General features: G+C 35.4%; 32 protein-coding genes and 1 tRNA gene. 2 read left to right on the top strand and 31 right to left on the bottom strand.

Features of this window, described 5'->3' with window-relative positions; all coding sequences use genetic code 11:
- Positions 1 to 13: 13 nt before the first annotated feature.
- From C1A40_RS02410 to C1A40_RS02320, 20 genes are all read right to left on the bottom strand, one after another.
- Complete coding sequence (locus C1A40_RS02410) at positions 14 to 475, bottom strand: hypothetical protein (protein WP_158651246.1); 462 nt, start codon at positions 473 to 475, stop codon at positions 14 to 16.
- A 10-nt stretch (positions 476 to 485) separates the two neighbouring features.
- Positions 486 to 761 (bottom strand): hypothetical protein, encoded by a 276-nt coding sequence (locus tag C1A40_RS02405; protein WP_102994504.1) that lies wholly within the window; start codon positions 759 to 761, stop codon positions 486 to 488.
- A 1-nt stretch (position 762) separates the two neighbouring features.
- Positions 763 to 1359 (bottom strand): hypothetical protein, encoded by a 597-nt coding sequence (locus tag C1A40_RS02400; RefSeq protein ID WP_102994503.1) that lies wholly within the window; start codon positions 1357 to 1359, stop codon positions 763 to 765.
- 66 nt (positions 1360 to 1425) lie between these two features.
- On the bottom strand, positions 1426 to 1968 hold the full coding sequence (locus C1A40_RS02395) for a glycoside hydrolase family 108 protein (RefSeq protein WP_102994502.1): 543 nt from the start codon (positions 1966 to 1968) through the stop codon (positions 1426 to 1428).
- Between the two features lie 45 nt (positions 1969 to 2013).
- Positions 2014 to 2400, bottom strand: coding sequence for a carboxypeptidase-like regulatory domain-containing protein (locus C1A40_RS02390; protein ID WP_102994501.1), 387 nt, complete (start codon positions 2398 to 2400; stop codon positions 2014 to 2016).
- Positions 2400 to 2645: a hypothetical protein gene (locus C1A40_RS02385; RefSeq protein ID WP_102994500.1), complete on the bottom strand. Its 246-nt coding sequence runs from the start codon at positions 2643 to 2645 to the stop codon at positions 2400 to 2402. Before C1A40_RS02385 ends, C1A40_RS02390 begins: the two co-directional genes overlap by 1 nt.
- On the bottom strand, positions 2645 to 3094 hold the full coding sequence (locus tag C1A40_RS02380) for a hypothetical protein (protein WP_102994499.1): 450 nt from the start codon (positions 3092 to 3094) through the stop codon (positions 2645 to 2647). The genes C1A40_RS02385 and C1A40_RS02380 overlap by 1 nt, the downstream gene beginning before the upstream one ends.
- 2 nt (positions 3095 to 3096) lie before the next feature.
- Positions 3097 to 3459 (bottom strand): hypothetical protein, encoded by a 363-nt coding sequence (locus C1A40_RS02375; protein WP_102994498.1) that lies wholly within the window; start codon positions 3457 to 3459, stop codon positions 3097 to 3099.
- A 22-nt stretch (positions 3460 to 3481) separates the two neighbouring features.
- Positions 3482 to 3643, bottom strand: a complete 162-nt coding sequence (locus C1A40_RS18070) for a hypothetical protein (RefSeq protein WP_158651245.1) — start codon at positions 3641 to 3643, stop codon at positions 3482 to 3484.
- Between the two features lie 2 nt (positions 3644 to 3645).
- Entirely contained in the window at positions 3646 to 4431 is a 786-nt protein-coding gene (locus tag C1A40_RS02370; protein WP_102994497.1) for a hypothetical protein, read from the bottom strand.
- A 38-nt stretch (positions 4432 to 4469) separates the two neighbouring features.
- Complete coding sequence (locus C1A40_RS02365) at positions 4470 to 6086, bottom strand: NHL repeat-containing protein (RefSeq protein ID WP_102994496.1); 1617 nt, start codon at positions 6084 to 6086, stop codon at positions 4470 to 4472.
- The gene (locus tag C1A40_RS02360) at positions 6086 to 7153 is read right to left on the bottom strand and encodes a hypothetical protein (protein WP_102994495.1); all 1068 of its coding nucleotides are present in this window, start codon (positions 7151 to 7153) and stop codon (positions 6086 to 6088) included. Before C1A40_RS02360 ends, C1A40_RS02365 begins: the two co-directional genes overlap by 1 nt.
- A 5-nt stretch (positions 7154 to 7158) precedes the next feature.
- A complete protein-coding gene (locus C1A40_RS02355) occupies positions 7159 to 7431 on the bottom strand; it encodes a hypothetical protein (protein WP_102994494.1) in 273 nt (90 codons plus the stop codon).
- Between the two features lie 24 nt (positions 7432 to 7455).
- Entirely contained in the window at positions 7456 to 7821 is a 366-nt protein-coding gene (locus C1A40_RS02350) for a hypothetical protein (RefSeq protein WP_102994493.1), read from the bottom strand.
- A gap of 77 nt (positions 7822 to 7898) precedes the next feature.
- Complete coding sequence (locus C1A40_RS02345; protein ID WP_102994492.1) at positions 7899 to 8492, bottom strand: hypothetical protein; 594 nt, start codon at positions 8490 to 8492, stop codon at positions 7899 to 7901.
- Positions 8493 to 8555: 63 nt separating this feature from the next.
- Positions 8556 to 8975 (bottom strand): hypothetical protein, encoded by a 420-nt coding sequence (locus tag C1A40_RS02340; protein WP_102994491.1) that lies wholly within the window; start codon positions 8973 to 8975, stop codon positions 8556 to 8558.
- A gap of 7 nt (positions 8976 to 8982) precedes the next feature.
- On the bottom strand, positions 8983 to 9621 hold the full coding sequence (locus C1A40_RS02335; protein WP_102994490.1) for a hypothetical protein: 639 nt from the start codon (positions 9619 to 9621) through the stop codon (positions 8983 to 8985).
- A gap of 3 nt (positions 9622 to 9624) precedes the next feature.
- Positions 9625 to 9870: a hypothetical protein gene (locus C1A40_RS02330; protein ID WP_102994489.1), complete on the bottom strand. Its 246-nt coding sequence runs from the start codon at positions 9868 to 9870 to the stop codon at positions 9625 to 9627.
- Between the two features lie 2 nt (positions 9871 to 9872).
- A complete protein-coding gene (locus C1A40_RS02325; RefSeq protein ID WP_102994488.1) occupies positions 9873 to 10376 on the bottom strand; it encodes a hypothetical protein in 504 nt (167 codons plus the stop codon).
- Positions 10363 to 11088 carry a transglutaminase-like domain-containing protein gene (locus C1A40_RS02320; RefSeq protein ID WP_158651244.1) on the bottom strand — a complete coding sequence of 242 codons (726 nt, stop codon included), beginning with the start codon at positions 11086 to 11088 and terminating at the stop codon, positions 10363 to 10365. The genes C1A40_RS02325 and C1A40_RS02320 overlap by 14 nt, the downstream gene beginning before the upstream one ends.
- A gap of 350 nt (positions 11089 to 11438) precedes the next feature.
- Between C1A40_RS02320 and C1A40_RS02315 the strand changes: the two genes are divergently transcribed.
- Positions 11439 to 11675 (top strand): hypothetical protein, encoded by a 237-nt coding sequence (locus tag C1A40_RS02315; protein WP_102994486.1) that lies wholly within the window; start codon positions 11439 to 11441, stop codon positions 11673 to 11675.
- Positions 11676 to 11969: 294 nt separating this feature from the next.
- Here C1A40_RS02315 and C1A40_RS02310 read toward each other — a convergent pair whose 3' ends face one another.
- The 5 genes from C1A40_RS02310 to C1A40_RS02290 all read right to left on the bottom strand — a co-directional run bounded on the left by C1A40_RS02310 (position 11970) and on the right by C1A40_RS02290 (position 15790).
- A complete protein-coding gene (locus C1A40_RS02310; protein WP_102994485.1) occupies positions 11970 to 13130 on the bottom strand; it encodes a tyrosine-type recombinase/integrase in 1161 nt (386 codons plus the stop codon).
- Between the two features lie 132 nt (positions 13131 to 13262).
- Positions 13263 to 13335, bottom strand: a tRNA-Met gene (locus C1A40_RS02305).
- Between the two features lie 120 nt (positions 13336 to 13455).
- On the bottom strand, positions 13456 to 13638 hold the full coding sequence (locus C1A40_RS02300; RefSeq protein ID WP_102994484.1) for a CPXCG motif-containing cysteine-rich protein: 183 nt from the start codon (positions 13636 to 13638) through the stop codon (positions 13456 to 13458).
- 165 nt (positions 13639 to 13803) lie between these two features.
- Complete coding sequence (locus tag C1A40_RS02295; RefSeq protein ID WP_102994483.1) at positions 13804 to 14634, bottom strand: leucine-rich repeat domain-containing protein; 831 nt, start codon at positions 14632 to 14634, stop codon at positions 13804 to 13806.
- A 124-nt stretch (positions 14635 to 14758) separates the two neighbouring features.
- Complete coding sequence (locus C1A40_RS02290; protein ID WP_102994482.1) at positions 14759 to 15790, bottom strand: DUF481 domain-containing protein; 1032 nt, start codon at positions 15788 to 15790, stop codon at positions 14759 to 14761.
- A gap of 157 nt (positions 15791 to 15947) precedes the next feature.
- Between C1A40_RS02290 and C1A40_RS02285 the strand changes: the two genes are divergently transcribed.
- The gene (locus C1A40_RS02285; RefSeq protein WP_102994481.1) at positions 15948 to 18125 is read left to right on the top strand and encodes a multiheme c-type cytochrome; all 2178 of its coding nucleotides are present in this window, start codon (positions 15948 to 15950) and stop codon (positions 18123 to 18125) included.
- Here C1A40_RS02285 and C1A40_RS02280 read toward each other — a convergent pair.
- The 6 genes from C1A40_RS02280 to C1A40_RS02255 are packed head-to-tail and all read right to left on the bottom strand — an operon-like array spanning position 18115 to position 24537.
- On the bottom strand, positions 18115 to 19467 hold the full coding sequence (locus C1A40_RS02280) for a BatD family protein (protein ID WP_102994480.1): 1353 nt from the start codon (positions 19465 to 19467) through the stop codon (positions 18115 to 18117). The genes C1A40_RS02285 and C1A40_RS02280 overlap by 11 nt on opposite strands.
- The gene (locus tag C1A40_RS02275) at positions 19461 to 21161 is read right to left on the bottom strand and encodes a VWA domain-containing protein (protein WP_102994479.1); all 1701 of its coding nucleotides are present in this window, start codon (positions 21159 to 21161) and stop codon (positions 19461 to 19463) included. The genes C1A40_RS02280 and C1A40_RS02275 overlap by 7 nt, the downstream gene beginning before the upstream one ends.
- On the bottom strand, positions 21161 to 22153 hold the full coding sequence (locus C1A40_RS02270) for a VWA domain-containing protein (RefSeq protein ID WP_102994478.1): 993 nt from the start codon (positions 22151 to 22153) through the stop codon (positions 21161 to 21163). Before C1A40_RS02270 ends, C1A40_RS02275 begins: the two co-directional genes overlap by 1 nt.
- Complete coding sequence (locus C1A40_RS02265) at positions 22146 to 22619, bottom strand: DUF4381 domain-containing protein (RefSeq protein WP_102994477.1); 474 nt, start codon at positions 22617 to 22619, stop codon at positions 22146 to 22148. Before C1A40_RS02265 ends, C1A40_RS02270 begins: the two co-directional genes overlap by 8 nt.
- A complete protein-coding gene (locus C1A40_RS02260; RefSeq protein WP_102994476.1) occupies positions 22606 to 23556 on the bottom strand; it encodes a DUF58 domain-containing protein in 951 nt (316 codons plus the stop codon). Before C1A40_RS02260 ends, C1A40_RS02265 begins: the two co-directional genes overlap by 14 nt.
- Positions 23557 to 23568: 12 nt before the next feature.
- On the bottom strand, positions 23569 to 24537 hold the full coding sequence (locus tag C1A40_RS02255; protein ID WP_102994475.1) for an AAA family ATPase: 969 nt from the start codon (positions 24535 to 24537) through the stop codon (positions 23569 to 23571).
- Positions 24538 to 24539: the final 2 nt, after the last annotated feature.

Raw genomic sequence — 24539 nt, 5'->3', positions numbered from 1 at the left:
ATTATATCCATGTCTACAGTCTTGTTTTATATACTTTATTAAACGCCTCTAGTTCCAGTTCAATAAACACGTCTTGACTTTCAGGATTCTTTAAAAAGCTTTGAAGCTTTGTTAGCCCCGTAGCCATATTTGCAGTAAAAGGGATGCTTTTAAGCTCTAGGTTTTTATTAGGGTCGATGGTTACAGAACTAATGTTTATAATACCTTCCCCTATTAAAGCGCTGTTTGTATCATAAAACAAAACACGTTTAAGCGTTACAAGCCCGATAGTTTCAACATTAAGAGCTTCTTTTTGTGTGTTAATAATAGAAATATCGGCTAAAAAAGTAATCTGCTTTTTTAAAAGCTGAACTTTCACATGATAAATCTTAGTAAGTTTTACTTCTAAATTTTCTATAAGTTTTTTAATTTTTTGCATCTTGTTGTAGCTGCTATAAATTAAAAGTGCTGGTATTGCTAGTAATAAATATTTCATGATTTGTTTTTTATCTGTTTGTAAGGAATCCTTTAGAATTTATTTCACTCAATCGAGTGTTAAACTCTTCACGCATTTGAATTTGTTGCTTTTCGAGGTAATCAACGTGTTTTCGTAGGTCAGATATAATTTCCTGATAAGCCCCGATAGATTCTTTAAGGTTTCTTATTTCTATGCCGTCAGCTTCAATGTTGTATTTGCGTTTTGTGATAAAGTGAGTAACAAAGGAACTTAACAAGGTTGATCCTCCAATGGCTGTAATGTAAGTGATAATGGTTTGGTTCATTTTATCTGATTTTAAAATAATATCCTAAGTGAAAGTTTAAATCCTTGTCTAAAAGATTGTAACCCAGTTTTAAAGCGTGGGTTTCTTTTACAAGCATGATTTCGGGAGTAATGGCATCTATACCGTTTATGGAGCTTCCGAATGAAGCGCCTAAAAAGTATTGATTTCTAACTCTAGGAACTTGCTTGATTAAGGTAGTGGGTTTTAAAATCTTGTATTCTAATTTGGGGAGTTCCACCCTATTTTTATGCAAATCGAAATTGAAGTTTACATATAAATTAGAATCCCGATGCTTTACGCTTTGTTTTATTCGTGAATAATATTGCTTAATAATAAATACCGTATCAACGTCCTGAGGCACGTAAATAATTTGATTCTCTTTACCGTTCAGACTATCAACTTGAACGGTAAGAGAATCGACAACAACTAGCAATGAATCAACAAAATGCGTCTTATATTCGGTTTTGTATTCTGTTTTGGTTTTCGACTTTTGGTAGTCGGAAGCCCTTTTTAAAATGTTGTTAACGCCCATATAAGCCCCAAATGAGATAAGAACTATAAGCGCTACAACAATAATATCTTTAATTTTTTTTATCATTATAGTGAGAATAAGCAATTATAGAAATTAGTAATATTGAAGCCGCTGCAATTCCAGCAACTTTAATTACTTTTTTTTTTCAAAGTGAGAAACACGGTTTAACCAGCCGTTTAAAAAAACGGAGTTTCTTCCTCCTGAAATTTTATTATAATAACTTACCCTTGCTTCTTTAAAAGCGTAAAAGAAAAAATGCGGATCGGTAGCGTTTAGGGCTGCTATGGTTTTGCTTCCGATAGCGCCATCAACCGTTAAGGAGTGTCCGAGTTTATTAAGGGTTCTTTGTACCAGTCTAGCGCCATTTCCAGTACCAGCATTAACGGAGTGGTCAAAAACGATATTAGCTACATCTTGATCTAAAATAGCATCGCCCCAAATAGGCCTCCAAAAATATTGCTTGTAAATTTCTTTTGATTCGGTTAGCGATAAATTACGCATGTCGCTTTCACTTGGTGGGTAGCCTTTCCATCTTTCCAGTACAGGAGCAGAAATGCCGTAGTTTGTTCCTACCAGTTGACCTAAACTGTTATAGTTACCTTTATCGTTTGGGTGTTTTTGGAAGCCGCCTTCATGTTTTAAAATAAAGGGTATTGCTTGATTATAATTTGCCATTTTTTTAATGTTTTAAGCCACACACCCGAAACATTAAAAAAGGGATTATAAATCTACCGAAGCGTAATTCGTTTCTGTGGATTTTCGATTTTTAGCTGCTAAGTAAATAATAGCAATAATAAAAGCGCCCACGCCTATTTTAAAGGCTGTAGTTTTCCAAAACGGTGTTTTTTCTACTGTTGGTTTGTTTGTTATTATAGTAGGATCTAAACCGATAGCTGTGTCCTGCAAAATGGTTACAGGTTCGATTTCCGATGCTGTTGTAACATGCGTTTCCATGCCTAAATAAGAAAACTTAACCACGTCGTTTTCATTTGCAGATATTTCAAATTCTCCGTTTTCATTGGCTGTAGTTCCGTTGTTACCTACTAAAATATGAGCCTCAGGTAATGGGTTTCCGTAAATATCTTGTAATCTTCCTTTTATTAACATTAGTTTTTTCTTTTATAAATGATTATCCCTGTTAAAAGCGCCACGAACACAGAACCACCAACAAGCATGAGCGTTGTGTTTTTAGCGCTTTTCTCGTTGGTTTGCGCCTGCTGTGCTGCGGCTGTTTTTTGGTCGCAACTAGCCTGTAATGAGTTCATATATTCCGAGCCGTCAACAACGCCTTTAGATCTTAGCTTTTCCAAGGTTTCACAGGCTGTTTCAGCAAAAGGGGTGAAATTCAACATTATTTCAAGTTTAAGTTTAAAAATCGATCTAAAACGCTCTTCATTGCGCTTGTTTGAATGAGTTCATCTTGAATCCATTTCGTTAGCGATCCTTTTTCTTCTTTTCCATAAAGGTTGTTAAAATCGTTGTAAACAGATATAAGAACATTGTCACTCTCAGCCGATAAACGTTTGTAAATATCTGTATCTCTTAAACCAAATATTTCGGTTAAATCCTCAAACAAGCTTAAGGAGTAGAACCTTACACGTTTTGCAACATCCTCAGTCACACCTTTGTCATAATTTATGTCAGGTAAAGGCACAGGGATTATTTTTGTGTTTTCCTCTTTTATACCTTGCGACTTTCCACGCCTGTAAACGAGGTAAAGCGTTACCAGCATTATAAATGTAGTAATTCCTATCACTTTCGCTTTCCCTGAATTTTTAAGTAATAATGCGCTTGTTTTCATGGTTAAATATTTTTGCCAATAATTAAACCACCTAAGAAAAGGCCTGTAAAAATGAGGTATTTCTTTTTATTAGAGCATTGGCAAGAGCGCTCTTGTGGTTTTAATGATTTTGAAGGGGTTAAAAAAGAATGTTTTTCACTAACCTCCTTTATTGCTTCGGATGAAATAACAGGTGCTTTTACAATTTCTTTTCTTTCCTCAATAATTATAGGCTTTTTTGTGAAAACGTCGGGGGCTGTCTTAATAACAGGTGCTTTTACAAGTTCTTTTCTTTCCTCAATAATTATAGGTTTTTTTGTGAAAACGTCGGGAGCTATCTTAAAAACAGGTGTTAATTCGGGTTTTGAATCGAAATCGATTATCATAGTAAATATAATTTAAAGGTTATTAAATATCTAAAGCGTCTAACATAGCAACCATTTCAGGATCGTTAGTTAGTTTTGCTAATTTTTCGAGCTGAGCAGTTGTAGCCTTTTTTTCGATGGCTTGTAAGTGGTTAGCTCTGTTAATTTCGTCTGTAAGGTCTGCTGAGTTTGTAATTGTTACCATTTTTAATTTTCTTTTTGCTGTTCTGTTTTAATGATGTTGTTGTTTACTAATATTTCGATGATATCCTGTGTTATTTCAGGAGCGTTTTCGTGCTGGTGGGCTTTAATCATATAAATCAAGAAATCTTTAAAAGCTTCGGGGGTTGTTTCAAGCTCTAAATAATTAACTACATATTTAATTTTAGGATCAAGCTCTTTTTGCTCTACAGGAGTTCCTAATGCAGCAGGAGCAGGAGCGCTGTTTTTAGATAAAATAGAAGATAAAACACCTAAAAGCTGCGGAGACTTTGCAAGCTCTAAAAATTTGCTCTCGCTGTTCTTTTTAAGTTCTTGCATTTCCAACTTGTTTTCAAGCTTCATGTTATCGAACTCTAGGGTTTTTACGCGATCTTCTAAAAAGCTTATTTTGCTTTTTGCTTCGGTTAACTCGGTAGCCTTGTCTTTTGCCGAAAAAACTTCTGCAATGTTTAATCCCATACTTTGCAGCCCAGCTAAAGCGGCAAAACTATTGTCTTGATTGTTGTTCCTGTTGTTCATTTCTGTTTTTTTAAAATTGATAGTAATGGTTTTTGCGAAACCTTGCTTGTAAGAACTTCCGTTCTTTTTTTCAGGAACGATTTGAATTTCCTCTGAATTATTTTCTTTAACTAGGTTTGAAATAAATTCAGCCGTATTTTCCAAGTCGCAGGCATGGTGCGCTAGTCTTTTTTGCTCAGGCTTTGTTTGATAGAGAGTGAACGCCCAATTTTCTGAATCGATTTTATTTGCTATTTGCTGTATTGCCGTCATGTTGTTTTTGTTTTTATTCCTGCTTGTATCTGTAATAATTAGTTGTTACCGAAGTCTCCATGAGGCTTATGCGTTATTTGTCCTCTTAAATTTTTTCCTGCGAAAACAGACCCTACCTGAAGGATATGTACGCTAACTAAAACCGTAGGTTCAATTACGTTGAGGAAATTCTCGTTTTTAAAAACCGCAACTGGATTTGATAAAGTAGAGAATGTTCCGTCCTTGATAATAGGGAGAACATCAAAAATAGAGCTGTCGTTAAGCCTAACGTCTATAATTATATCGCTACCCAAAGGAGCTTCCTCTACCGAAAAATCAAAAGAAGAGCAATTCCATAATTTCCTCATTAGTCTTTGAGCATGAATTTTCCCTAGTTCTAAATCATCTACTCGGCTTCCACAAGCAAAATCGTAGAACCTTATATGATTTCTTTTATAATATTTTTCTAAAAACTCCCTTGTAACAACACTTTTATCTCCAATAATTTTTTCAGGTGTTGAAAAAGGTAAATTGGCAACTCCTCCAGCAATTTCTAAATCATTATTAACAGTTACGTTTCCTTTTTCATCTAGAGTTAAAAGAGCTTTTCTAAGACTAATTTCAAGAATTCCCTCAGAGGAGTTAACGCAAACAATCCCTTTTCCGTTTGAGAAGGAACTTCTATAAATTGCAAACAAATCCCCGTTATCGTTAGTATAATTACGAGATTCAGTTCTTATTACTCCCGTAGGGGAAATAATTAATAGATCAAGATAGTAGGAGTTAAAGGCGAAAACAACTCCCTCAGGGGTTATTTCAAAATCCCCATCGTAAGGATAAAAAGGCACAGGGAAAACAGATATTAACGTGCCGTCAGGGGTAAACTTATGGAGATTATAACCTATGAATAAATAAAAATTATCATAAACATCTATATTAAAAGAATAAATAGAAGAGCTAGCGCTGCTTAGAAAAACGGAGGACTGCCCGTCAGGGGTAATCTTGTAAATTATTTCTGTTGCTCCATTTTTATAATAAACATTTCCTAATGAATCTGTATTAAGTCCTCTAGCATACCAGTCAGTATCTTCCACAAAAATAGAGGACTGCCCGTTAGTATCTATTTTAATAATATTCCTATCCGTATCGTCACTAATAAATAAATTACCCATAGGATCGCAAACCATATCCGCAGGCTCAGACCCCGTATTTCCGTGTATTGATGATAAACCGTTAGTGTCGTATTTTCTAATTATTTTGGTTGTTTCATTAAAAGTATAAATATTGCCAAAAGGATCAATAACGAATCTGTCTGCTGTTTCGACAAGGTCAGCATATACGGTATATGTTTTATCAGGTTTTACCTTGTAAACAACTAAGTCGCTATTGCTAAACCCATACATATTACCTAAGGAATCCTTTTCCGATAAAGACACATGAAGCCCAAGAATAAAAGGTTTGTAGGTATATCCTGTATCACTACGTAATTGATTAAATTTAAACCCCTCAGCCTCTATTCTTTTGGTCGTGTGGTTTCCCGAATCTGTTGTTTGTTGTAGGTTTGGCGCGGGTTTTTCCTCTGCGCTTTCATCTAAAAGCAAATAAAGATCCGTCGAGACAATCTGACTAAAAGATGTCGCTTTTTTATTGTTTATTATAAAAACTTGTCTTCTCATTACGCTATAATATTTACATTTTTAGTTAACAATATAGCTTCGAGCTGCGTTCCTGTTATACTGTCTGTATTGCCATTAAAATAGATATGACAAGTATTGGTAAAAGCTGGCTGCATCGAAGCCCAAGCCTCCGCCTCTGTGTAACTGGCTGCCGTTAAATTATTAGTGTGTATTAACAAGTTGACTAAACTTGTAGGTAGAGGAATAGAGGGATTAAAAGATGTTAACCCGTTTCCTGAAAGAGATAGCGTGCGTAAATTTTCAGGCAGCGGGTGTGTTGGGTTGAACTCGGTTAACTGGTTGTTTGATACACGCAGATTATCTAAAGAAGACGGGAGTATTATTGAGGGGTTAAACTCTGTTAATTCGTTATATGATAAAGATAGTTCTTCCAATGTTGCGGGTAGAGGCGTTGCGGGATCAAATTCGGTAAATTTGTTGTTTTCTAATGAAAGTTTTTCTAGCCCAATAGGGAGTATTTTTTCGTCAAGTTCAGTCAATAAATTGTCAGATAAGACCAAGTTTCTTAAAGTTTCGGGCAGACTTACAGGGGTAAAATACGTTAATTGACTATTAACTATATTAAGATATGTAAGATTTATATCTCCTGAGCTTACAAACTCCGTAACGTCTAAAAATGAAAAAGAAAAATAACCACCGTTTGCCTTTAAAAAACAAGTCAATCGATTATCTTTTAAATTAAAACCTTTTATTTCAATGTTTGTAAAATAATTGTCTTCTCCTCCTATCGTTAAAAATGAAATAAAACTCTCCTCGTCTGTAACATTTCGAGCGATCCAATTAGCTGTAACGTCAAAATTGATAAAATATTCAACAAGTTCAACAACTGGCATTTCTAACTCGTCTATGTCTTTGTTTTGACTTTGTAAATAGGTTACTATTTTAGCGGGAACATCATCGTCAAACCCCGAAGCCCCTATTGTTGGCAATGATAGTCTTATTACGTCGTTAGATGTTGCTAACGACTGATTGCTGTCGCCATTATTGCCGCCATTATTACTTGAATGCTTCTTATAAACCCCTAAGCCTTTATATCCGTCTCTCATAATAATTAAGCGTTACATGTTTCAGATAATGTTTGTAAAATATACAATTCCATGCTTTGAGTTTCTGAACCTGTAAATTTTACCGATTCGTTTTGCTCATAAACCACCCCCGTAAAAGGCACGGTAAAACTATCTCCTGTTTCTAAAGTTCTTCCTAAAAATTCAACAGGGGATTCCCCCAAATTTTCAACATAAAAAGAAGTGCATAATAATTTTACAGATCCGTTTTTTAGAAATTGAGTTGGTAATAATTGCCCTTTAGGGAATGGATAATTCATAAGTAAGTTTTAATAGATAATTAATTAATCGTTCTTAAGAACAAAAACAAGATCGAATGCAAGTTCAGCCGTAAGGTCAGCAGGGATCTCTACAGAAACATACATTTTACGACCTCTAGCCTCTACGTCTAAAGGTTTTTTTCTTTCGTAATAACCTCCAAAACCTTTGTCTATAAAATCGTCCTCGTGAGTAGGCTCTTGAATTTCTCCGCTGGAATCTCTTAAACCTAAGCGAATAGCAGTCACGCCACCATCTGAAATCGGGTACATTGCAACACCTACAACGCGATCCATTTCAGGATCTAAAGTGATCTCATTATCTCTTTTTGTACCAGCGGTTGTTCCTATAGGATATTTAACCTCTAGTCTTTGATATTTTACGTTTGCCATTTTGATTGAATTAAAAAAGGCGCTAGGCAAAAACACCAGCGCCTTTTATTAGTAATTATTTCTTTTTTTTACTGGTATTATCTCTCGAAAGTACCCATCCCTTTTAAAGAAACTTCAACATAGTGCTTGTCAGCTCCTAAGTTAGTTCCCTCAGGGAAATCTAATACAATATCAAAAGGTGTTTCCTCTTTAATTACTGCAAAACCGCTTAACGCAACGAAAGAAGAATCTCCGTCTTTAGCAGGAGCAATAAAATCAGTTGCAGGTAAGTCAACAACGATTTTCCCGTTTTGCTTAATGATTAACTGAGCGTTTTTTAATCCGGCAGGTACACCAGCATCATCGTTCACATATTTTAATGCAGCTTCTTTTCCTGAAGCGGCATCGGTAGCGTACCCCAAACGAATATGAGAGATTACTTGGTTATGTCCTTTTTCAAGCGATTGCCCTACAAAAGACTGAATCCCAGCAAGTTTTTTTCCGTTTGCTGTTAATAATTTCTTTTCTCCTGAAATAGTTGCAGGAACTTCGGCACGTACAAAATCGGTGCTGTCTCTTAAAACAATACCTCTTGTTTTTAATTTTGTTGCTGTATCAACAGGGAACTCCCCGTTTGCCGCTAATTTTTTGATAAAATTTTCTACCGTGTTAAATTGAACTGTGTTAGTCATAATAATATATCTATTTAATTATTTTAAAATTTGTGTGTGTGTGAAAAACTAAATGCTGTGATTTTAACTTAAATCAATTGAATCATCAAGAATAACAGCATCTTGAATGTACTCTACAGGGCTATCTCCGTGTAATGCGTTTAAAGCTTCTGCGGTTTCGATAATTTCAATGTCCTCGTTTACTTCAACTGGTCTCGCAACTGGTTGATTTATTAAACCGTAATCGGCTAGCGCTGTAATACCTGAGCATAAGGTTACACCTAATAAAAGCGCCTGTACTGCTACATATCCAACACCTTTACCTCTTATAGCCGTTTGAGCCAATAAAGAAGCGGCTGAGATACCGACGTTCATTTCTTTTGAAATTGGTAAGTTTTGCGCTAACATATCGTATCCTTGATACCCGACAACAGCCCCAACAGTTGAAGCTCCAGCGTTAATGAATTGCGACTTTTTTGGAGTTTTTATTTCTAAATTTGCCATGTTTTATTTATTTCTTTTTTTTGGTTACTGCATAAATGATACCTCCTACTAGAGCTAAAGCCAATACAGATCCACCAACTATTAAAGCCGTGTTTTGCGGAGCAGGAGCGGGGGTTTCTACAGCAGTAGCTACAGGAGCAGGATTACTGTTTTTATCCGACAGGAGCGATAACAAATCAGCGGTTGACACGCCATCTGTAGGCGTTGTGTTTTGAGCCGATTGCGGTAAGATCAACTTATAATAAGGAGCTTTAAACTTAACACCGTTTACTGTCTTTTCAGATTCGCCCAAGCTTTTAACCTCCCCATCTAAACCTAAAGCATATTGTCTAAATTGAGTCATAACACTACTTGAAGCATCAGAATACCATCTAACATGCTTAGCTTGCTGTTCTTTGTTATTACTGTTCTTAAAATTTGGAGAACCTTCACGCGCTTCCTCATAAGACAAGTCAGAAATAATACGATTAACAACATTTGCAGCCTGTTCAGGCTTCATAAACATCAGGTCGTTAAATCCGTGATCGTTTTTAATTTGTTCAATCCTGTTTTTTACTGTTTTATCCGCAGCATCGTTTTCCTTGCCTCTTCCAATAAAACTAAACAAGCCGTTTAAAGCTTCATTTTCGCTATACTCTATAATCATAATCTATTTTTTTGAAGATTTAAAACCTAGATAAGCCGCTGTACAACCTAATATAGCCGCTACGCCAATCGCTATATTTTTTTGACTTTTTTGTTTTTCAATTTCTTGCTGAGCGTAATACAATTCGTTTGCAAGTCTCTGAGCTTCGTCCGAAGAGCCTTGCGAATTATTAGGAGTAAAAATCGACCCTATTAATTCGCCAAAAAAGCTATTTAATTGGGGTGGATTATCTTGAAATTCTATAACCATAATTATTTTTTTTCGTTTTCAATTGGTTTTTCATCTGAGTTCTTTTTAGGAACTAAAAGCATTGTTCCCAGTAAAACACCAGCAGCAGCAATCCCTAGCACCCAACCGCCCGCTTGATTTGGTTTGTTTGACGAACCATCATCTATCGACTGATAATTAGGGTTTGCAGATGTAGTAGGAATAGAAGAAACAACGGTTGTTTGTTTTGGGGTAAAAATGGATCTAATTAAATTACCCACAACTGTACCAGCGTTGTTTGATAAATTTTCAGTTCTTATTTCCTGCTTTAAAACTTGTCTGTCTCTTCTAATTTCGCCAACTTCTAGGCGTGTTTCTTGTCTATCTATAGCCGCAGCCTCTCTAGTAGCCAGCCTGTTTTCTTGTCTTATTTTAGCCGCTTCAATTTGTTCAGGGCTTCTTAAGAAATCCCAAAAACCTTTTAAACCAGTTGCATTGTTCATTCCATACAAACCATAATGAGGTAATTCAGGGTTATTCCTTTTCATTTTGCAATTTTTTAGGTTCTCGATTCTTAGTTAACATCATTACAACCGCTGTACTAACCACAACCCCGAAAACATGCTTATAGAAATTACATTGTTTAGGATGCGGCAACTCAGCTACTTCTACCTGAGAAACAACGTGTATAGGTTCGTTACGTATGTGTTTTAGGTGATTAACGCTTATATCTGTGTTAGAATCAGATAAAAGTTCGGCTAAGTTTTTACTCGGTAAATTGTGTTTTTTGATGTTGCTTCCGCAGCCGCACCAGTTGCTATTAAAAGACAGTTGAGCTAATCCGTTTAAGCCCTTACTTAAAATAGGTTTGTCGTGATATTCTATGTACAAAGGTTCGTGATTATAGACTACTGTACCATCAATAACTAAATTATGAGCGGGCAAAACAACATATACATGTGTCCAGTAATCAGGTTTATAACTAATTTGTTTGATTTGTCTTAAGCTATTTTCGATACCCAAGTTTGTTAAGATACTTGAAACCATTATCGAATAACTTTTACAATCCACGCCAGTTGCACGTTTAGCCCATGTGTGAGAGGGGCTATATAGTTGTTGATCGGTAATGTCTTGCTTGTATTGAACGTGCCAATACACAAAATCCTTAATGTTTTTAACCGTTTCGTTAACGGTAGAACCCTTTAATTTTTCAGCTAATTTTTTTGTTTCCCCTAAAGTTTGCAGGATCACTTTTTTCATGTTTTCAAGCGTATGAAAAGTATCGCCCTTACCTAAGTAAACTTTCTTGTTTTTAGGCAAAGGCAATATTGAATTGAACTGCGTTCCTTTTTTAATGTTACGGGTGTGTGTGATAATTAATAACTTTAAATTAGTATGAGTTGACGACAAACATATAAGATAGATTTTTGGAGTTTGTGAAGTTTGGAGAAGTTTGGAGAAGTTTCGTGAAGTTTGGAGAAGTTTCGTGAAGTTTGACATTCTTTTTATCGAAAATGTGTGATTTTTTTTAAGCGTTTATAGTATTATCCAACATATAAAAGGCTGAAAAAACGTATATTTGGAACGTTTCACACACACACATTTTTATTATGAATTTTATTGAACTTGATCCAAATACAGGGGATATAACCGCTGTTACTGGTACTACTAGGAAAAACTTAATTAATTTTTATAGCAAGAATAAAGCTTACAATCAAATTTCATTACAATTTAACGCTATAGCTCCCGAAATTAAAGGGTTACAAATTCTTCCAGCTAAAGCCGTTAAAAAAATCATAGAAACAATGGGCTTGCCATCTGTTAAACTAGAAGTTGATATTGATTAATTATTACTCTTTGTCTCTTTTTATTAATAATTCAATAATAACGTTTTTTGAATTTCAAGGAAAAACAAGAGGTGTTTTTTATAAAAGACATGCTTTTTTAGGGTTTTACGTCTTGTTTTTAGGTATTTGTCTTGTTTTTAAGACGTTTTGTCTTGCTTTGTAAGACAGGGTTAGACCAGTCGTGTAAAGGGCTGGGGCGTTTGTCTTGTTTGTCTTGCTTTTTTAAGTGACCAGTCTTTTGTGAAAACAGGCGTTTTTTTAGCAAATTATCAAATTCGCAATATTTTTAAGAAATCACCAATTTGCCGAAAGTAAATTTTGATCTGCTTTTTGTTGTGGTTTTCTTAAATAAGCCGTGGTTACAGATAAATCATAATGACGAGCTTGGTTCATGACAGACACAGGAGAAACGCCATGATCTAAAGCGAACGTAATACCACTATCTTTTAGCGAGTATAAAGGGTTATTTGTAATGCCATTTTTTACAATATGCTTCATCCAGCGATCATAATAGAATTTTCCCGAAGCTTGGTTTTTTCCTGTTTTACATTCATTATTTGAAAAAAGATAATCCTCTAAATTCGCATTTCTAATATGAAAAGCTAATTGCTGCATCAATTCGGTTTGTACGGTTACATATCCGCCTGTTTTTTTACTGTTTTGTTTAGATAGGTGTATGAGCCTATCTTTTATTAAAACGTCCTTTACTTTTAATCGGCTTAACTCGGTAGGTCGTATAAAACAATAGTAAATGAGTTTACATACTAGAGACAATTCACAGTAATTTTTATCGAGGTACTCAAAAACGTTTTTAACCTCATTAGCTTCAATTAATTCCCTTTCCTTTTCGCTATTTCGTTTAGTTTGAAAAATAGCCGTTACATCAATGTTTTTATAGCTTTTTTGGATGAGCCATTTATTGAAAAGCCTTAATGCGTGTAGGTAGTTGTTATAGGTTCGAGCTTTGTTTTTACGTTCTATGTAAATGTGGTCTAAAAATTCGGAGATCAGCGAGGCATTAAAGTGTAATATAAATTCCTTTTCCCTTCCTGTTTTTTTAATCCAGTTTTCAAAATTGGTTATAAAACTGGTGTAAGTTCTATAAGTATCTTTTCTAATAGCCCCATTTTGATAATCTCGATCAAGACTATTTATGTAACTTTTAGTAGCATCAATTATTAAACATAGTGATTTAGGTGCTTCCTCTTCGATTATTTCATTCCAACCACGATCTAAACGGCTGTTTATACTTGATACCATTTTGCGAGCCATTTTGCGACGTTCTACCTTATTGGATAGGGGAGGAACACGCTTGCGTTTTCTCACCAGTTTCTTACTTACTGGATCTAAAATTGAATAGACAATAAGCCAATCTTTGTTTTCTCTTAACTCCGCTGGAATGTAGTCGATAAATGGTTTTGAGAAGTCAACTGAATTTTTTTCAGGATTTTTCATTTTTTTTTTAGCTGTATTAGAAAAAAACTAAAACAGTTAAATAATTATGAAATGCTGTGTCACAGATTCGACACAGGGCTTTAAATGAAAACACCGTAACTTATTGATTATCAATGAGTTACGGTGTGATAGTAGCGGGAACTGGACTCGAACCAGTGACCTTCGGGTTATGAGCCCGACGAGCTACCTACTGCTCTATCCCGCGATATAAACGCTAAAACAACAAACTTAGCTTTTAACTTTCGGTTCATAATGCCGACCTTGTTGTTTCGGACTGCAAATATACAATCCTTTTTAGATCCTGCAAGATTTATTTTTAAAAAAATCACTGTTCTCTGCTATGTGCCTGAAAATCCATGACTTCGCTGTTGAATATTTTTAAAGAAATTTCTATGGGGTTACAACAAACCTCACAATCTTCAATATATTTTTGTTTAGAAATCGAACCGTCGATTAAAACAGATATACTTTCCCAGCAATATGGACAGTTAAAAGCGTATTCAATCATATTGAAAATATGGAGGCTGACTCCTCCAATTTAGCTGAAAAGTCAAGTTAAGCTTGTCGAAACCAAGGTTACTTAACAACAATCAGTTAAAAATATTCCGACAGGCTCAAAATGAAAACAGGTATACTTTTTACACTACCTGATATAAAGAATTTAAAATATAAACTACTGTGCGATATTGTCGGCATTCGCACTTTCAGTCGAATTTTGTAGTTGTAATTTACGTAAAGCTTCTGGTTTTTTTCCAGAAATACTGATGTATTCTTGATTCAATTTGTTGTGACTCACCATAATGGTGTTTAATTTTTTCAGGTTTACAAATTCAAGAGGTAAATCGCCTGTGAACTGGTTTTTCGAAAGTAATAATTCTTCCAGGTTTGTTAGTTTTGCTATTTCTTGTGGAATTTCTCCTTCCAAGTTATTATTCATCAAACTCAGTTTTTCCAACTTTGTTAAAGTAGCAATTTCAACAGGTATGGTACCTGATAAGGCATTACTTCCTAATAAAAGCGCTTTTAAGTTGGTTAGTGACATCAATTCTACCGGGATTTCACCAGATATGTTGTTTTTATATAATTTTAAAGTTTCTAACTTTTTTAAAGCTCCAATTTCCGTAGGAATAGAACCTTCAATGTCATTCATAAATAATTCTAAGGAAACCAATTCTGTAAGGTTTTCAATAGTAGTAGGTATACTACCGCTTAGTTTATTAAAGCCCAAGTTTATTTTTTTTAAATGCACTAAATTGCCAATCGCCTCAGGAAGTTCCCCTTTTAGATTATTAAATTCTAAATTGATTTCGACAACGTGATCATTTTCAATTTCTACACCATACCAATTTTCTACAGTACCATCAATATCCCAAGAGGCGTTCCAATTTTCGCCATTAGTTGATTTGTACAAAGCTATTAAAGCTTCTTTTTCTTCTGGATTAATATTAGCAAAGACACTGGTTGAAATAAGTAAACAGAATAAAAATAGTTTTAGGGAATTCATAATTTAGTTTAAGTGTTATTTTTAATTTGCATCCAAAATAGGGTTAAATTAGATAAAAAACTATTTTAATCGTTGAAATACATCTATTTAGTCGAGCATATCTTGCTATACATGTGATGGGAATTTAATCAAATTTCCAACCTACGCCTGTGGTTAGGACATAATCGGTATCGTTACCTTCAATAGCAGGTTGATTATCATAGTTTATCGTGAATCCAGCTTTAATATAAAAATCTGATGGTAGGTCATATTTAACCGTGGCATCAATATCCGATCGTATCCTCCCTTTTTGTGATAAACTAGGCAAGATTTTGGCTTCAGCCGTTAAGCTAATGTCATCAAAATCGAACATGTTAAGTGTGGTACCTATAAATGCTTCCGAAGAAGTTTTATCTAAGGATGAATCAACATAATTTTCAATATTGTATGATAATCCTAAAGTGAGCCCCCAATAAAGCTTATTGTTGTTTTTTATGAACTTTCCTGCCCCTATACTTGGGCTAATCCTAGCGTCGAGCGCTTGTTCTGTATTGGATAAAAATGACGTGTTAGCTAATATGTACCACTTGCCATCAATTAGAATACGATATATGTCAATTTTTGCATCGGTACGTTTGGTTTTATCGGCATTATCTTGGATGGAATTTAAAATACTTATCGAGCCATCCATAAGCCACATTTTATCTATGTAATGTAATGCCCCGCTAGCCGTGAATTGGTGTAAGTTGTTGGCTTTAGATATATTGTATCCTAAATCAATAGATCCCCTAAAACGTTGCCAAAAGTTATCATCAATTTCATTTAAAGCCACCATTTCACTTAGTGTAAATGTTTCAATTCTCCCGTCTTCGGTTATCACTTGGCCAAGCCCTTTTTTGTTGGTTGTTAAATGGCCAAAACGCCTACGCCCTTTGGTTAAAATAACCAGTGATTTCTTTTGTAAGTGAATATAGTCTACTTTATCGAACTCAACTTTAAAATCGCTATCGCTGTAATCTGTTTCTATAGTAATAACGCCTTGTTTTAAAAGTTTGACTTCTCCAATAAGCAGTGTCTTATTTTCAAGTTTAAGGGTATCGGCTTGTGAAAAGCCTAAGTAAGGAATACAAAATATGAGTATATAGACTATTTTGTTTTTGAGTAGAGATGTGATCATTTGAAGGGAAAGCGGATTAGTTAATTAATAAGTGAAAAAACAACGCTACGCAATTTAATAATAATTAAAAAGTAATTGAAATAATGCTGGATTTTATTCTAAAAACAGCATGCGGTTTATTTAGATTTATTTAAGTTTGTTTCCATAAATTAAGCTTATGAGTCGTTTTAATTGTATTTCTGTTATCTTCTTTTTTTTGATCCTTTTCGCATCATGTAAAAAGAATGTTTACAAAGATAATGTTAGTACTGAGGCTCTAGCGCACCATGAACCCGCTTCTTATATTGGTTCTAAAACATGTGTGGAATGTCATAACGAAGCTTATCAAAAATGGCAAGGTTCTCATCATGATTTAGCGATGCAAGTGGCTAATGACGCTACAGTTCTTGGTAATTTTAACGATCATAAAACGACTATCGATGGGGTTTCTTATCACTTTTTTAAGCGCGACAACAAATTTATAGTTGCAGTAAAAGAGGTCGATAAATCGATTAAAGAATACGAAATTAGCTTTGCATTTGGTTTTACACCTTTGCAACAATATTTGGTAGATTTTGATAAAGGCCGAAAACAAGTGTTACGAGTGACTTGGGATAGTGTGAAAAAGAAATGGTTTCATCAATATTCGGGTGACACGATTGTTCCAAACGATTGGTTGCATTGGACTAAAGGCGCTCAAAACTGGAATACTATGTGTGCCGAATGTCACTCTACAAATCTTCAGAAGAATTATAATGCTGAAACGGATGCTTTTCATACCACATACGACGAAATTAATGTGACCTGCGAAAGCTGTCATGGCCCAGCTAGCCAGCATGTAAAATGGGCCTCAAATAAAGAAGGTGGCCAATATCAAGATCACATTTTAAAAGGCCATGCACAAGATGAGCAGCTAACCCTTTGTGCGCCTTGTCATGCCAGAAGAAGTAAGTTAACCCCTAATTTAGAACCCGGAAAATCTTTTGAAGATCAATACTTGCTTCAAAAGTTATCGACTAATTTTTATCATGGTGACGGACAAATCGATGAAGAAGATTATGTATACGGATCCTTTTTACAAAGTAAGATGTACATGAATGGTGTGAAGTGTACCGATTGTCACGACCCGCATTCCATGGAATTAAAATTTGACGGCAATCAATTGTGCTTGCAATGCCATGTGCCTGCAAAATACAATACAGAAAAACACCATTTTCATAAACAAGGAACCGAATCGGCGTTATGTATAAATTGCCACATGACAGGTAAATTATATATGGGTAACGATTTTAGAAGGGATCATAGTTTTAGGGTGCCTCGACCAGACCAATCGGTTAAACATGGTACGCCAAACGCTTGTACGGGATGTCATGCCGATAAAACGGATGCTTGGGCCGCTAAAATGGTTGAAACTTGGTACGGTACCGATCGCTTGGATCATTTTTCAGAAAGTTTATTGTTAAGCACGAATACAGATTTAACAGTAGCAGAACGCACGAAGTTGGAAGCTTTTATTAATGATTTGAGTTACCCTGAAATAGCCAGAGCTACTGTTATTGATAATTTACCATTTGTAAATCAATCACAATATGCAGCGTTTTTTACCGCATTAGACGACGAATCGGCGCTTGTGCGTTATAGTGCGCTTATGAAATTTAGACCGTTGCCTGCTGAAAATCGCAAAACCATCGCCGAAAAAATGTTAAATGATTCTAAGAAACTGGTACGTATTGGTGCAGCGCAGATAGTTAACGATTTAGATCCAGATACCTTTGCCGAACCTCACAGAACAGCGCTTTTAAAAGCAAATGAAGAATATAACATCATGTTGTACAGTAGTGCCGATTTTTCTAACGGTCGTATGCAGTTAGGGGATTTTTACTTGCAAAAACAAGATTATACCGAAGCCATTAAGCAATATAATATGGCTATAAAAATGGATAGTTTGTTAATACCAGTGTATACCAATTTAGCTACAGCCTACTCCCTGGTGAAGCACTATGATGAGTCGTTAAATACTTTAAACACTTGGAGTAGATTAGAGCCAAAACAAGGGCGGCCACACTTTTTAAAGGCCTTATTGTTTTTTGAGATAGATAAGCCCGAAGAAGCGGTTTCAGAATTAAAAAAAGCAATTCAGCTTAACCCTAAAGATGGGCGATCCATGTATAATTTGGCGACCTACTATTATCAAGATAATAAGGATTTAAGTGCTGCAAAAAAATATATTAACCAAGCCTTAAAAGTGGAACCAGGAAACCCAAATTATGAATATTTGCTAGCTTTAATTTATCAGAATTTAGGTGAAAATGAAAAGGCTAAGCGTATTATATCGCGGTTACAGGCTAATCGGTAGCCGTAGGGTTTAACCACTTGTCGCTTTTTACCGACGCTTTTTTTGATGCTTCCAAATGCTTTAAATAGTTTTTTCTTCCTTCAGTTAATTGTGATAAGAGGTCTCGAAAAAGTTTACTATTAACTTGTTGTTTGCTAAACGTTTCACGGTTTATTTGGTTTAGTGTTTTCTTCATGATTTCAAACATAGGAAGGTGAGCTAAATCATGCAGCGATTCAAATTTTGGATCAAGCTTTTTAATCCATACATGACTAGCAGCTATAAACGCGTAGTAGTGTTTTTGTTTTAATGTTTTTTTGACTTCCGCGAAAGCGTGATTTTCAGAATTTATATAAGTGCGTCGTCTTCGCTTGTAAATAGGAATACTGTATTTGATGCCTTTAACAAGTATGAAAATAATAAGCAAAATACCAACGAGGTATTCAATGAAGGTTTTAGGAGTGAGTCCGAAAATTAAAAAAGGTTTTTCTTCAACTTCAGCGGTACCTTCAGCTTCTTTTTGTAATGACTTTTTAATGGTTGCCAGCATTTTTAAATCGGCATTAGGCTTAACAGTAATCATTATAGAATCTATATGTTTTCTGTAGAAACGCTTACTGTTAGGATTCCAATACACGTATTCCAGGGTGGGAATCATCACTTCACCTTCTTTTTCAAAAAGGTAATTCACCGTTTCTGTACGACTTGCAGAAACTGATGTTTTAGATTTTGTTGTGTTAACCTTGGCTCGTTTAGGGTAGGTGCTTACCCCAGGAATACTGTCCCATGATGTGGCTGGGAGGAATTCGGAAACGGTACCTGCTGCCGATCGGTGAATGGTACGTTGTACCACGTCACCCGCTGTAATGTCTTTTAATGGTATAGACCATTTTTGGTTAATGTTTAACGAGTTTGAAACTAGCCAGTTGTTTAAATTATAGCCTAAAGGAATGTCTTTAACATGAATGGTTTTTGGCTTCGTTTTTACAACGTGTTTAATGCCTTTATAGCCGCCAACTTTTGGAGATTCTACATGAATGGATAAACTGGGAATGGTAATATCACCCTGTTTAGTCGGGAACACATTGTAATAAAAACTTACGCCAGAATAGTTTTTACCACTAATAGTTCTGGAATTACTTACCGAACGAAAATATACGGTTAGTGCACCATCAATTTGAATATTTCCCACGTCTATTCCCGAAGTAAACCAGGTGGAACTATATACCGATACCGTTAAATGGATAGGTTGTCCTATATAAGCTTCAGTGGTATTTGTCGTTATATAGCCGATAAGGTTTTGGCTAAAAGTAGCAACCGATAACAAACCAAAAACCATATGGATAAAGATTTTTTTTACCATGAGTGATCTGTTTTTTCAGTTTTAACCATGCCTTTTTTTATTTGATATCGAAACTTTTTTGTTAAAAACAGGGCAGGATCATCGTCCACTTTTCGCATCAAAATATTTTTTGGTAACTCTCCTTTTCCAGATTTAAAATTATCGGGGAGTTCATCTAATTCTTTGCCTTTACGTTTTCCAGTTTCAACAGTTTCTTCAAGCCTTTTTTTCTGCATGTCCTTTTTAGTGGCTTTTTGTCCGCCGCCACTTAAATCTTCAGGTGATTTGTTCTGCTTGTTTTGGGCTTGGGGCTTATCTTCTCCAACAGCCTGATCCTCTGGTTTGATATCTTCCATGTCATTCATGGTTTGTTGGATATGCTGTAAGTTGGTTTTGGCATTGGTATTGTTTGGGTCTTTTTGAATAACCTTTTCGAAGATCTCTTCCGATTTTTCCAAACGTCCCAATTTGGCATAGGTTAAACCTAAATTATACAAGCCATTTACTGTGGAGTCTTGTTTAAACGCTGTTTCTGCACTTAAAAAATCACCAGCTTTATAATAAGCCACGCCTTTATGCATGGGATCTTTGAACTTTAAAGCAGCTTGGACGTAATTTTTAGCATCGTATGCTTGTTGGGCTTGGTATTGTTGGGTATACCACAAATCTTTGAATTTGAAATCACTATTTTTTTCTTTAGAACAAGACGAAAAAAACAGCATGATTATTACCAAGTTTATCGACCATCCTTTACGGAAGCTAAACAAGAAAATAAAAGCCAAAGGAAAAACCAGCCAATAGCCGTTGTCTTCCCAGTTTTCATCTTTTTTATCGGTTTTATCCTCAAAAATAATATGATCACTTATCGCTTTAGCGAGATCTTTTACATCACTATGGTCTAAGGTCAACTCTAAAATTTCTACCTGATCGAGGGCAGCAAGGCTATTAAGCTTATTACTATTAAGTGCTGAAACTTGCTTTTTATGTCCTGGAATGCTGGCGCCACTTTGTGTTGCAAAGGGGTAAATGTAGAGTTTAACGTTATTTTCTTGTAAAAAGGCACTTAATAACGCTATAGACAAGTCGTCTAAATCATCGGTAATTAAAAGAATTTTGCCTTCTGCTTTATTATCTGTAAAAAAGGTGTTTACTCTATCAAACAACAAGTTGAAGGACGTGCCGCCATGTGGCATCATTCTGGGTTGTAAACCGTCTAATTGGTCAAGAATGATTTTATAATCTGTTGTAAAAGGAATGGCGACATGGGTAGAGCCTGAAAAGAGAACTAAATTGGTTTCCGCTTTAGGATTGGCTTCTAATAAATCGTGAATTTTAAACTTTGCACGCTCTAATCGGTTGGGTGAAACATCGGTGGTGAGCATGCTGTGAGACATGTCTAAAGCTATTACAAATCGCGATTTCACTTTTTTTGCAGGCGCTTTAAACTGACTCCATGTAGGTCCTAAAAAAGCAACTAAGCCTATGCCAAACATGAGAATTACCGATAATCGAATAAGTACCGTTTTCCAAACCGTTCCTTTTTGAATCACATAGGGTCTTAAATGTTTGGCGATTTGTTTTTTCCATGTAAAAGTTTCCTTGTAAAATAGAAAACCTACGCACAGTATTAATATTGCTGCTATGCCATACCAAAGGTGTTCCGTTCGTAAAAAGTGGAATTTGTTCCAGTCGATATGTTTAATTTTTTCTAGCATTAAGAAGCGGTAAGGCGTTTAAAAATTACAATCAAATTATTAATAAAAACTAAAGCAAAGCCTAAAATTAAAGCGATACCTAAAGGGTAGTAATAGAGAAGTGTTTTAGGGGTAAAACTTTCTTCTTCATATTCCACAGGTTCTAATTTTTCCAATTCGGCATAAATTTTTTCGAGTTCCTCAGCGTCCTTGGCTCTAAAGTATTTGCCTTGTGTTAATTCTGATATTTCGGTTAGGGTGCGCTCATCGAGGTCGGAAGAACTACTTCCTGGGTCACCAATTCCAATAGTATAAATAATGGTAGAATCCTTTTTGGCCATATTGGCGGCATCAAGAGGAAGAATGTCCATGCCACTATCTACGCCATCAGTTAAAAGTAGTATCACTTTGTTTGGAATGGTATCACGCTCGAACATATCCATGCCTTTTACAATAGCTTTACCGATGTTAGTCATTTGTCCGGCCATACCTACATCGGCTTCGTCTAGCATGGTTTTTACTGTTTCTAAATCGGTTGTAAATGGTGCTTGAATATAGGCGTTGCTAGCAAAAAAGATTAAGCCCATTTTGTCACTTTCTCGCTTTACAATAAAATCCTGCATGATGTTTTTAACAGCTGCCCAGCGGGTGACTCTTTTTTGGTCTATAAACCAGTCGGTGTTTGCCATACTGAAGGATAAATCGGCTAGAATTAAAAAATTACGCGAGGTCTTAATTTTCTTTTCTGGTTTTCCTACGAGCTCGGGCGAAGCCATGGCTACGATTAACAGGAGCCATATTATATACATTAAAAAAGAAGCTACCCAAGAGCGTTTTTTTACATAAGAAGCGCGTTTGGGTTTTTGTTTTGAAACTTTAGCACTTGGTTTAAAATAGGGGTAGATTAAAGCCGTGCTCCTGTTTTTAATGCTAGGCAAAAGCCAATACACCAAAAAAGGTAATATGGCTAATACAGCCATGTATGGGTATGCAAAATGAAAATTATCAGGCATGTTTTTTAATCCAAGTTATACTGGTTTCAGCAAATTCATTGAAATTAAACGAATCGGCATTTTTTAATTCATTTTTATATATCGCATCAGTGATGACTTTGCTATGATTGGTGTAAAAAGGTTTTTTAAGTTTTTCATCTAAAAAGTTAAGCCAAGATTCGCCGTGTAAAGCAGCGACCTCTTTTCTATCATATGTTTGTAAGGCTGTTTGTTTGATGACAAACATAATTTGAGGAATTAACGTATCGTTTCCTATGGTGTTTTGAGATTTTAAGGCTTCTATTTGAGAAACGGCTGCTCTTCGGTAGGCGTTGTGTTTGTATTTTAAATAGAATTTGTAAACCACATAAAGTAAACACAGCGCTAGTACGAAAAACACAATTTTCCAACCCAAAGTTTCCATAGTGAATGGAATTGGTGGTGCTTCTATAACCGGACTTAAAGTGATGTTATTATCTTGCTGCATTCGTTTTATAATTACTAAAAACCTCAATGAGTTGGTCTTCTACAGGTTCATGGGTGTTTACTTTGAAAATATTAATTTGATATTTTTCGAGTTCTGATTTGAAGGCTTTATAATCGTCTTCAAAGGACTTACTAAGCGTATTATTTAATTTTTTGTTTTTTCCGTTAAGGTTAATTTGATATTTGGTATTGGTAATGGTCAGCTTTTCTTCAGGAATATGCTCTTCAAGTTCATCATATACCTTTATGAGTACTATATCGTTATGAAGCGCTAGCTGACTTAGGTATTGCACCACTGAAGCACTGTACCTTCGGAAATCGCTAATGATATAAACCACATAATCGTGGGTTACAATGTTATTTATTTTTGAAATGATTTCGGTTAGGGTACTTTCAAATTCAAAAGGTTCAGGTTGGTATATCTTATGATTGGCGTCAACTATTTTTTGTAAAAAATAAATGATGTTTCTCGGATCTCTTTTCGGGGTAACGACATCGTATGTTTTTCCTGAATTGACCATACCGCCAACACGATCGCCCCCTTTTTTTATTTTATGAGCTAAAATAGAAGCCAGTTCGCCAGCAACAACAGATTTGGTCTTTTTGGTAGATCCAAAACCCATACTAGCCGATTGGTCTACATAGATGAAAGCAGGTTTCTCTTTTTCTTCGGTGAATACTTTGGTGTGTGTTTTCCCTGTTTTTGCGGTAACATTCCAGTCTATATTTCTTATATCATCGCCTAAAACATAAGGTCTCGATTCTTCGAAATCCAATCCGCGGCCACGTAATCTTGAGGCATAACGTCCTGATAAAACACTGTTTGATTTTTGCTTTCCTGAACCTAGATTAATGATAGAACTTATAAGTTCGAACTTTAATAGGTGTTCGAGGGTAAGAAATACATTCGGATTTTTATCAGCCTTGGACGATTTCATAAAAGATGATTTTTAAGCTACAACAGCCACAACTTCTATTAGTTTATCGATAATTTGATCGGTAGAAACACCTTCAGCTCTTCCTTTGTAGCTAATGGCGATACGGTGGCGTAATACATCTTTAATGACACTATGAATATCTTCAGGTGTCACAAAATCACGATTTTCCATCCAAGCATGAACCCGGCTACAGCGATCTAAAGCAATGGTGCCTCTTGGGCTTGCGCCGAAATCAATAAGTTTATCCAATTCGGCATCATATTTATCAGGGTATCGGCTGGCAGAAATCAAGCTCACCATATATTTTTCCATGTCTTCAGAAACCTTAATTTTTGATATTTCTTTTCGAGCATTAAAAATGGCCTGTTGCGGAATGGTTTTTAAAACTTCTTTAGTGGTTTCGGGAGCCGCTTCTCTTTTATTGAGGCGCATGATTTCTAGTTCGGCATCATCATCTGGATAATCAATAATTGTATGTACTAAAAAACGATCCATTTGAGCTTCAGGTAGGGGGTAAGTCCCTTCCTGTTCGATAGGGTTTTGCGTCGCCATAACCATAAATAGGTCTTCCATTTTATAGGTTTTCCCAGAAACGGTGACTTGGCGTTCTTCCATAGCTTCTAATAATGCCGATTGTACTTTCGCTGGCGCTCTATTAATTTCATCAGCCAAAATTAAATTACTGAAAATAGGGCCTTGTTGAAACATGAATTTTTCAGTTTCATTAGGAAGATAAATTTCAGTTCCTGTAATGTCCGATGGTAATAAATCGGGTGTGAATTGTATACGGCTTAAACCGCAATCTAAGTTTTTGGATAGCGCGTTTATCGCTCTTGTTTTTGCTAAACCAGGTAATCCTTCTAACAGCATATTACCATCGGCAAGTAAAACTAATATGATGGTGTCAATTAACTTTGCTTGTCCGATGATCGATTTGGACATTTGTTCTTTTAAAGTAGAAACAGATTCAAATGGCGTCATAA

Source organism: Tamlana carrageenivorans (genome assembly GCF_002893765.1).
Taxonomy (GTDB): domain Bacteria; phylum Bacteroidota; class Bacteroidia; order Flavobacteriales; family Flavobacteriaceae; genus Pseudotamlana; species Pseudotamlana carrageenivorans.
Note: the sequence above shows the minus strand (reverse complement) of the source record. Positions and strands in the feature narration are given on the sequence as shown.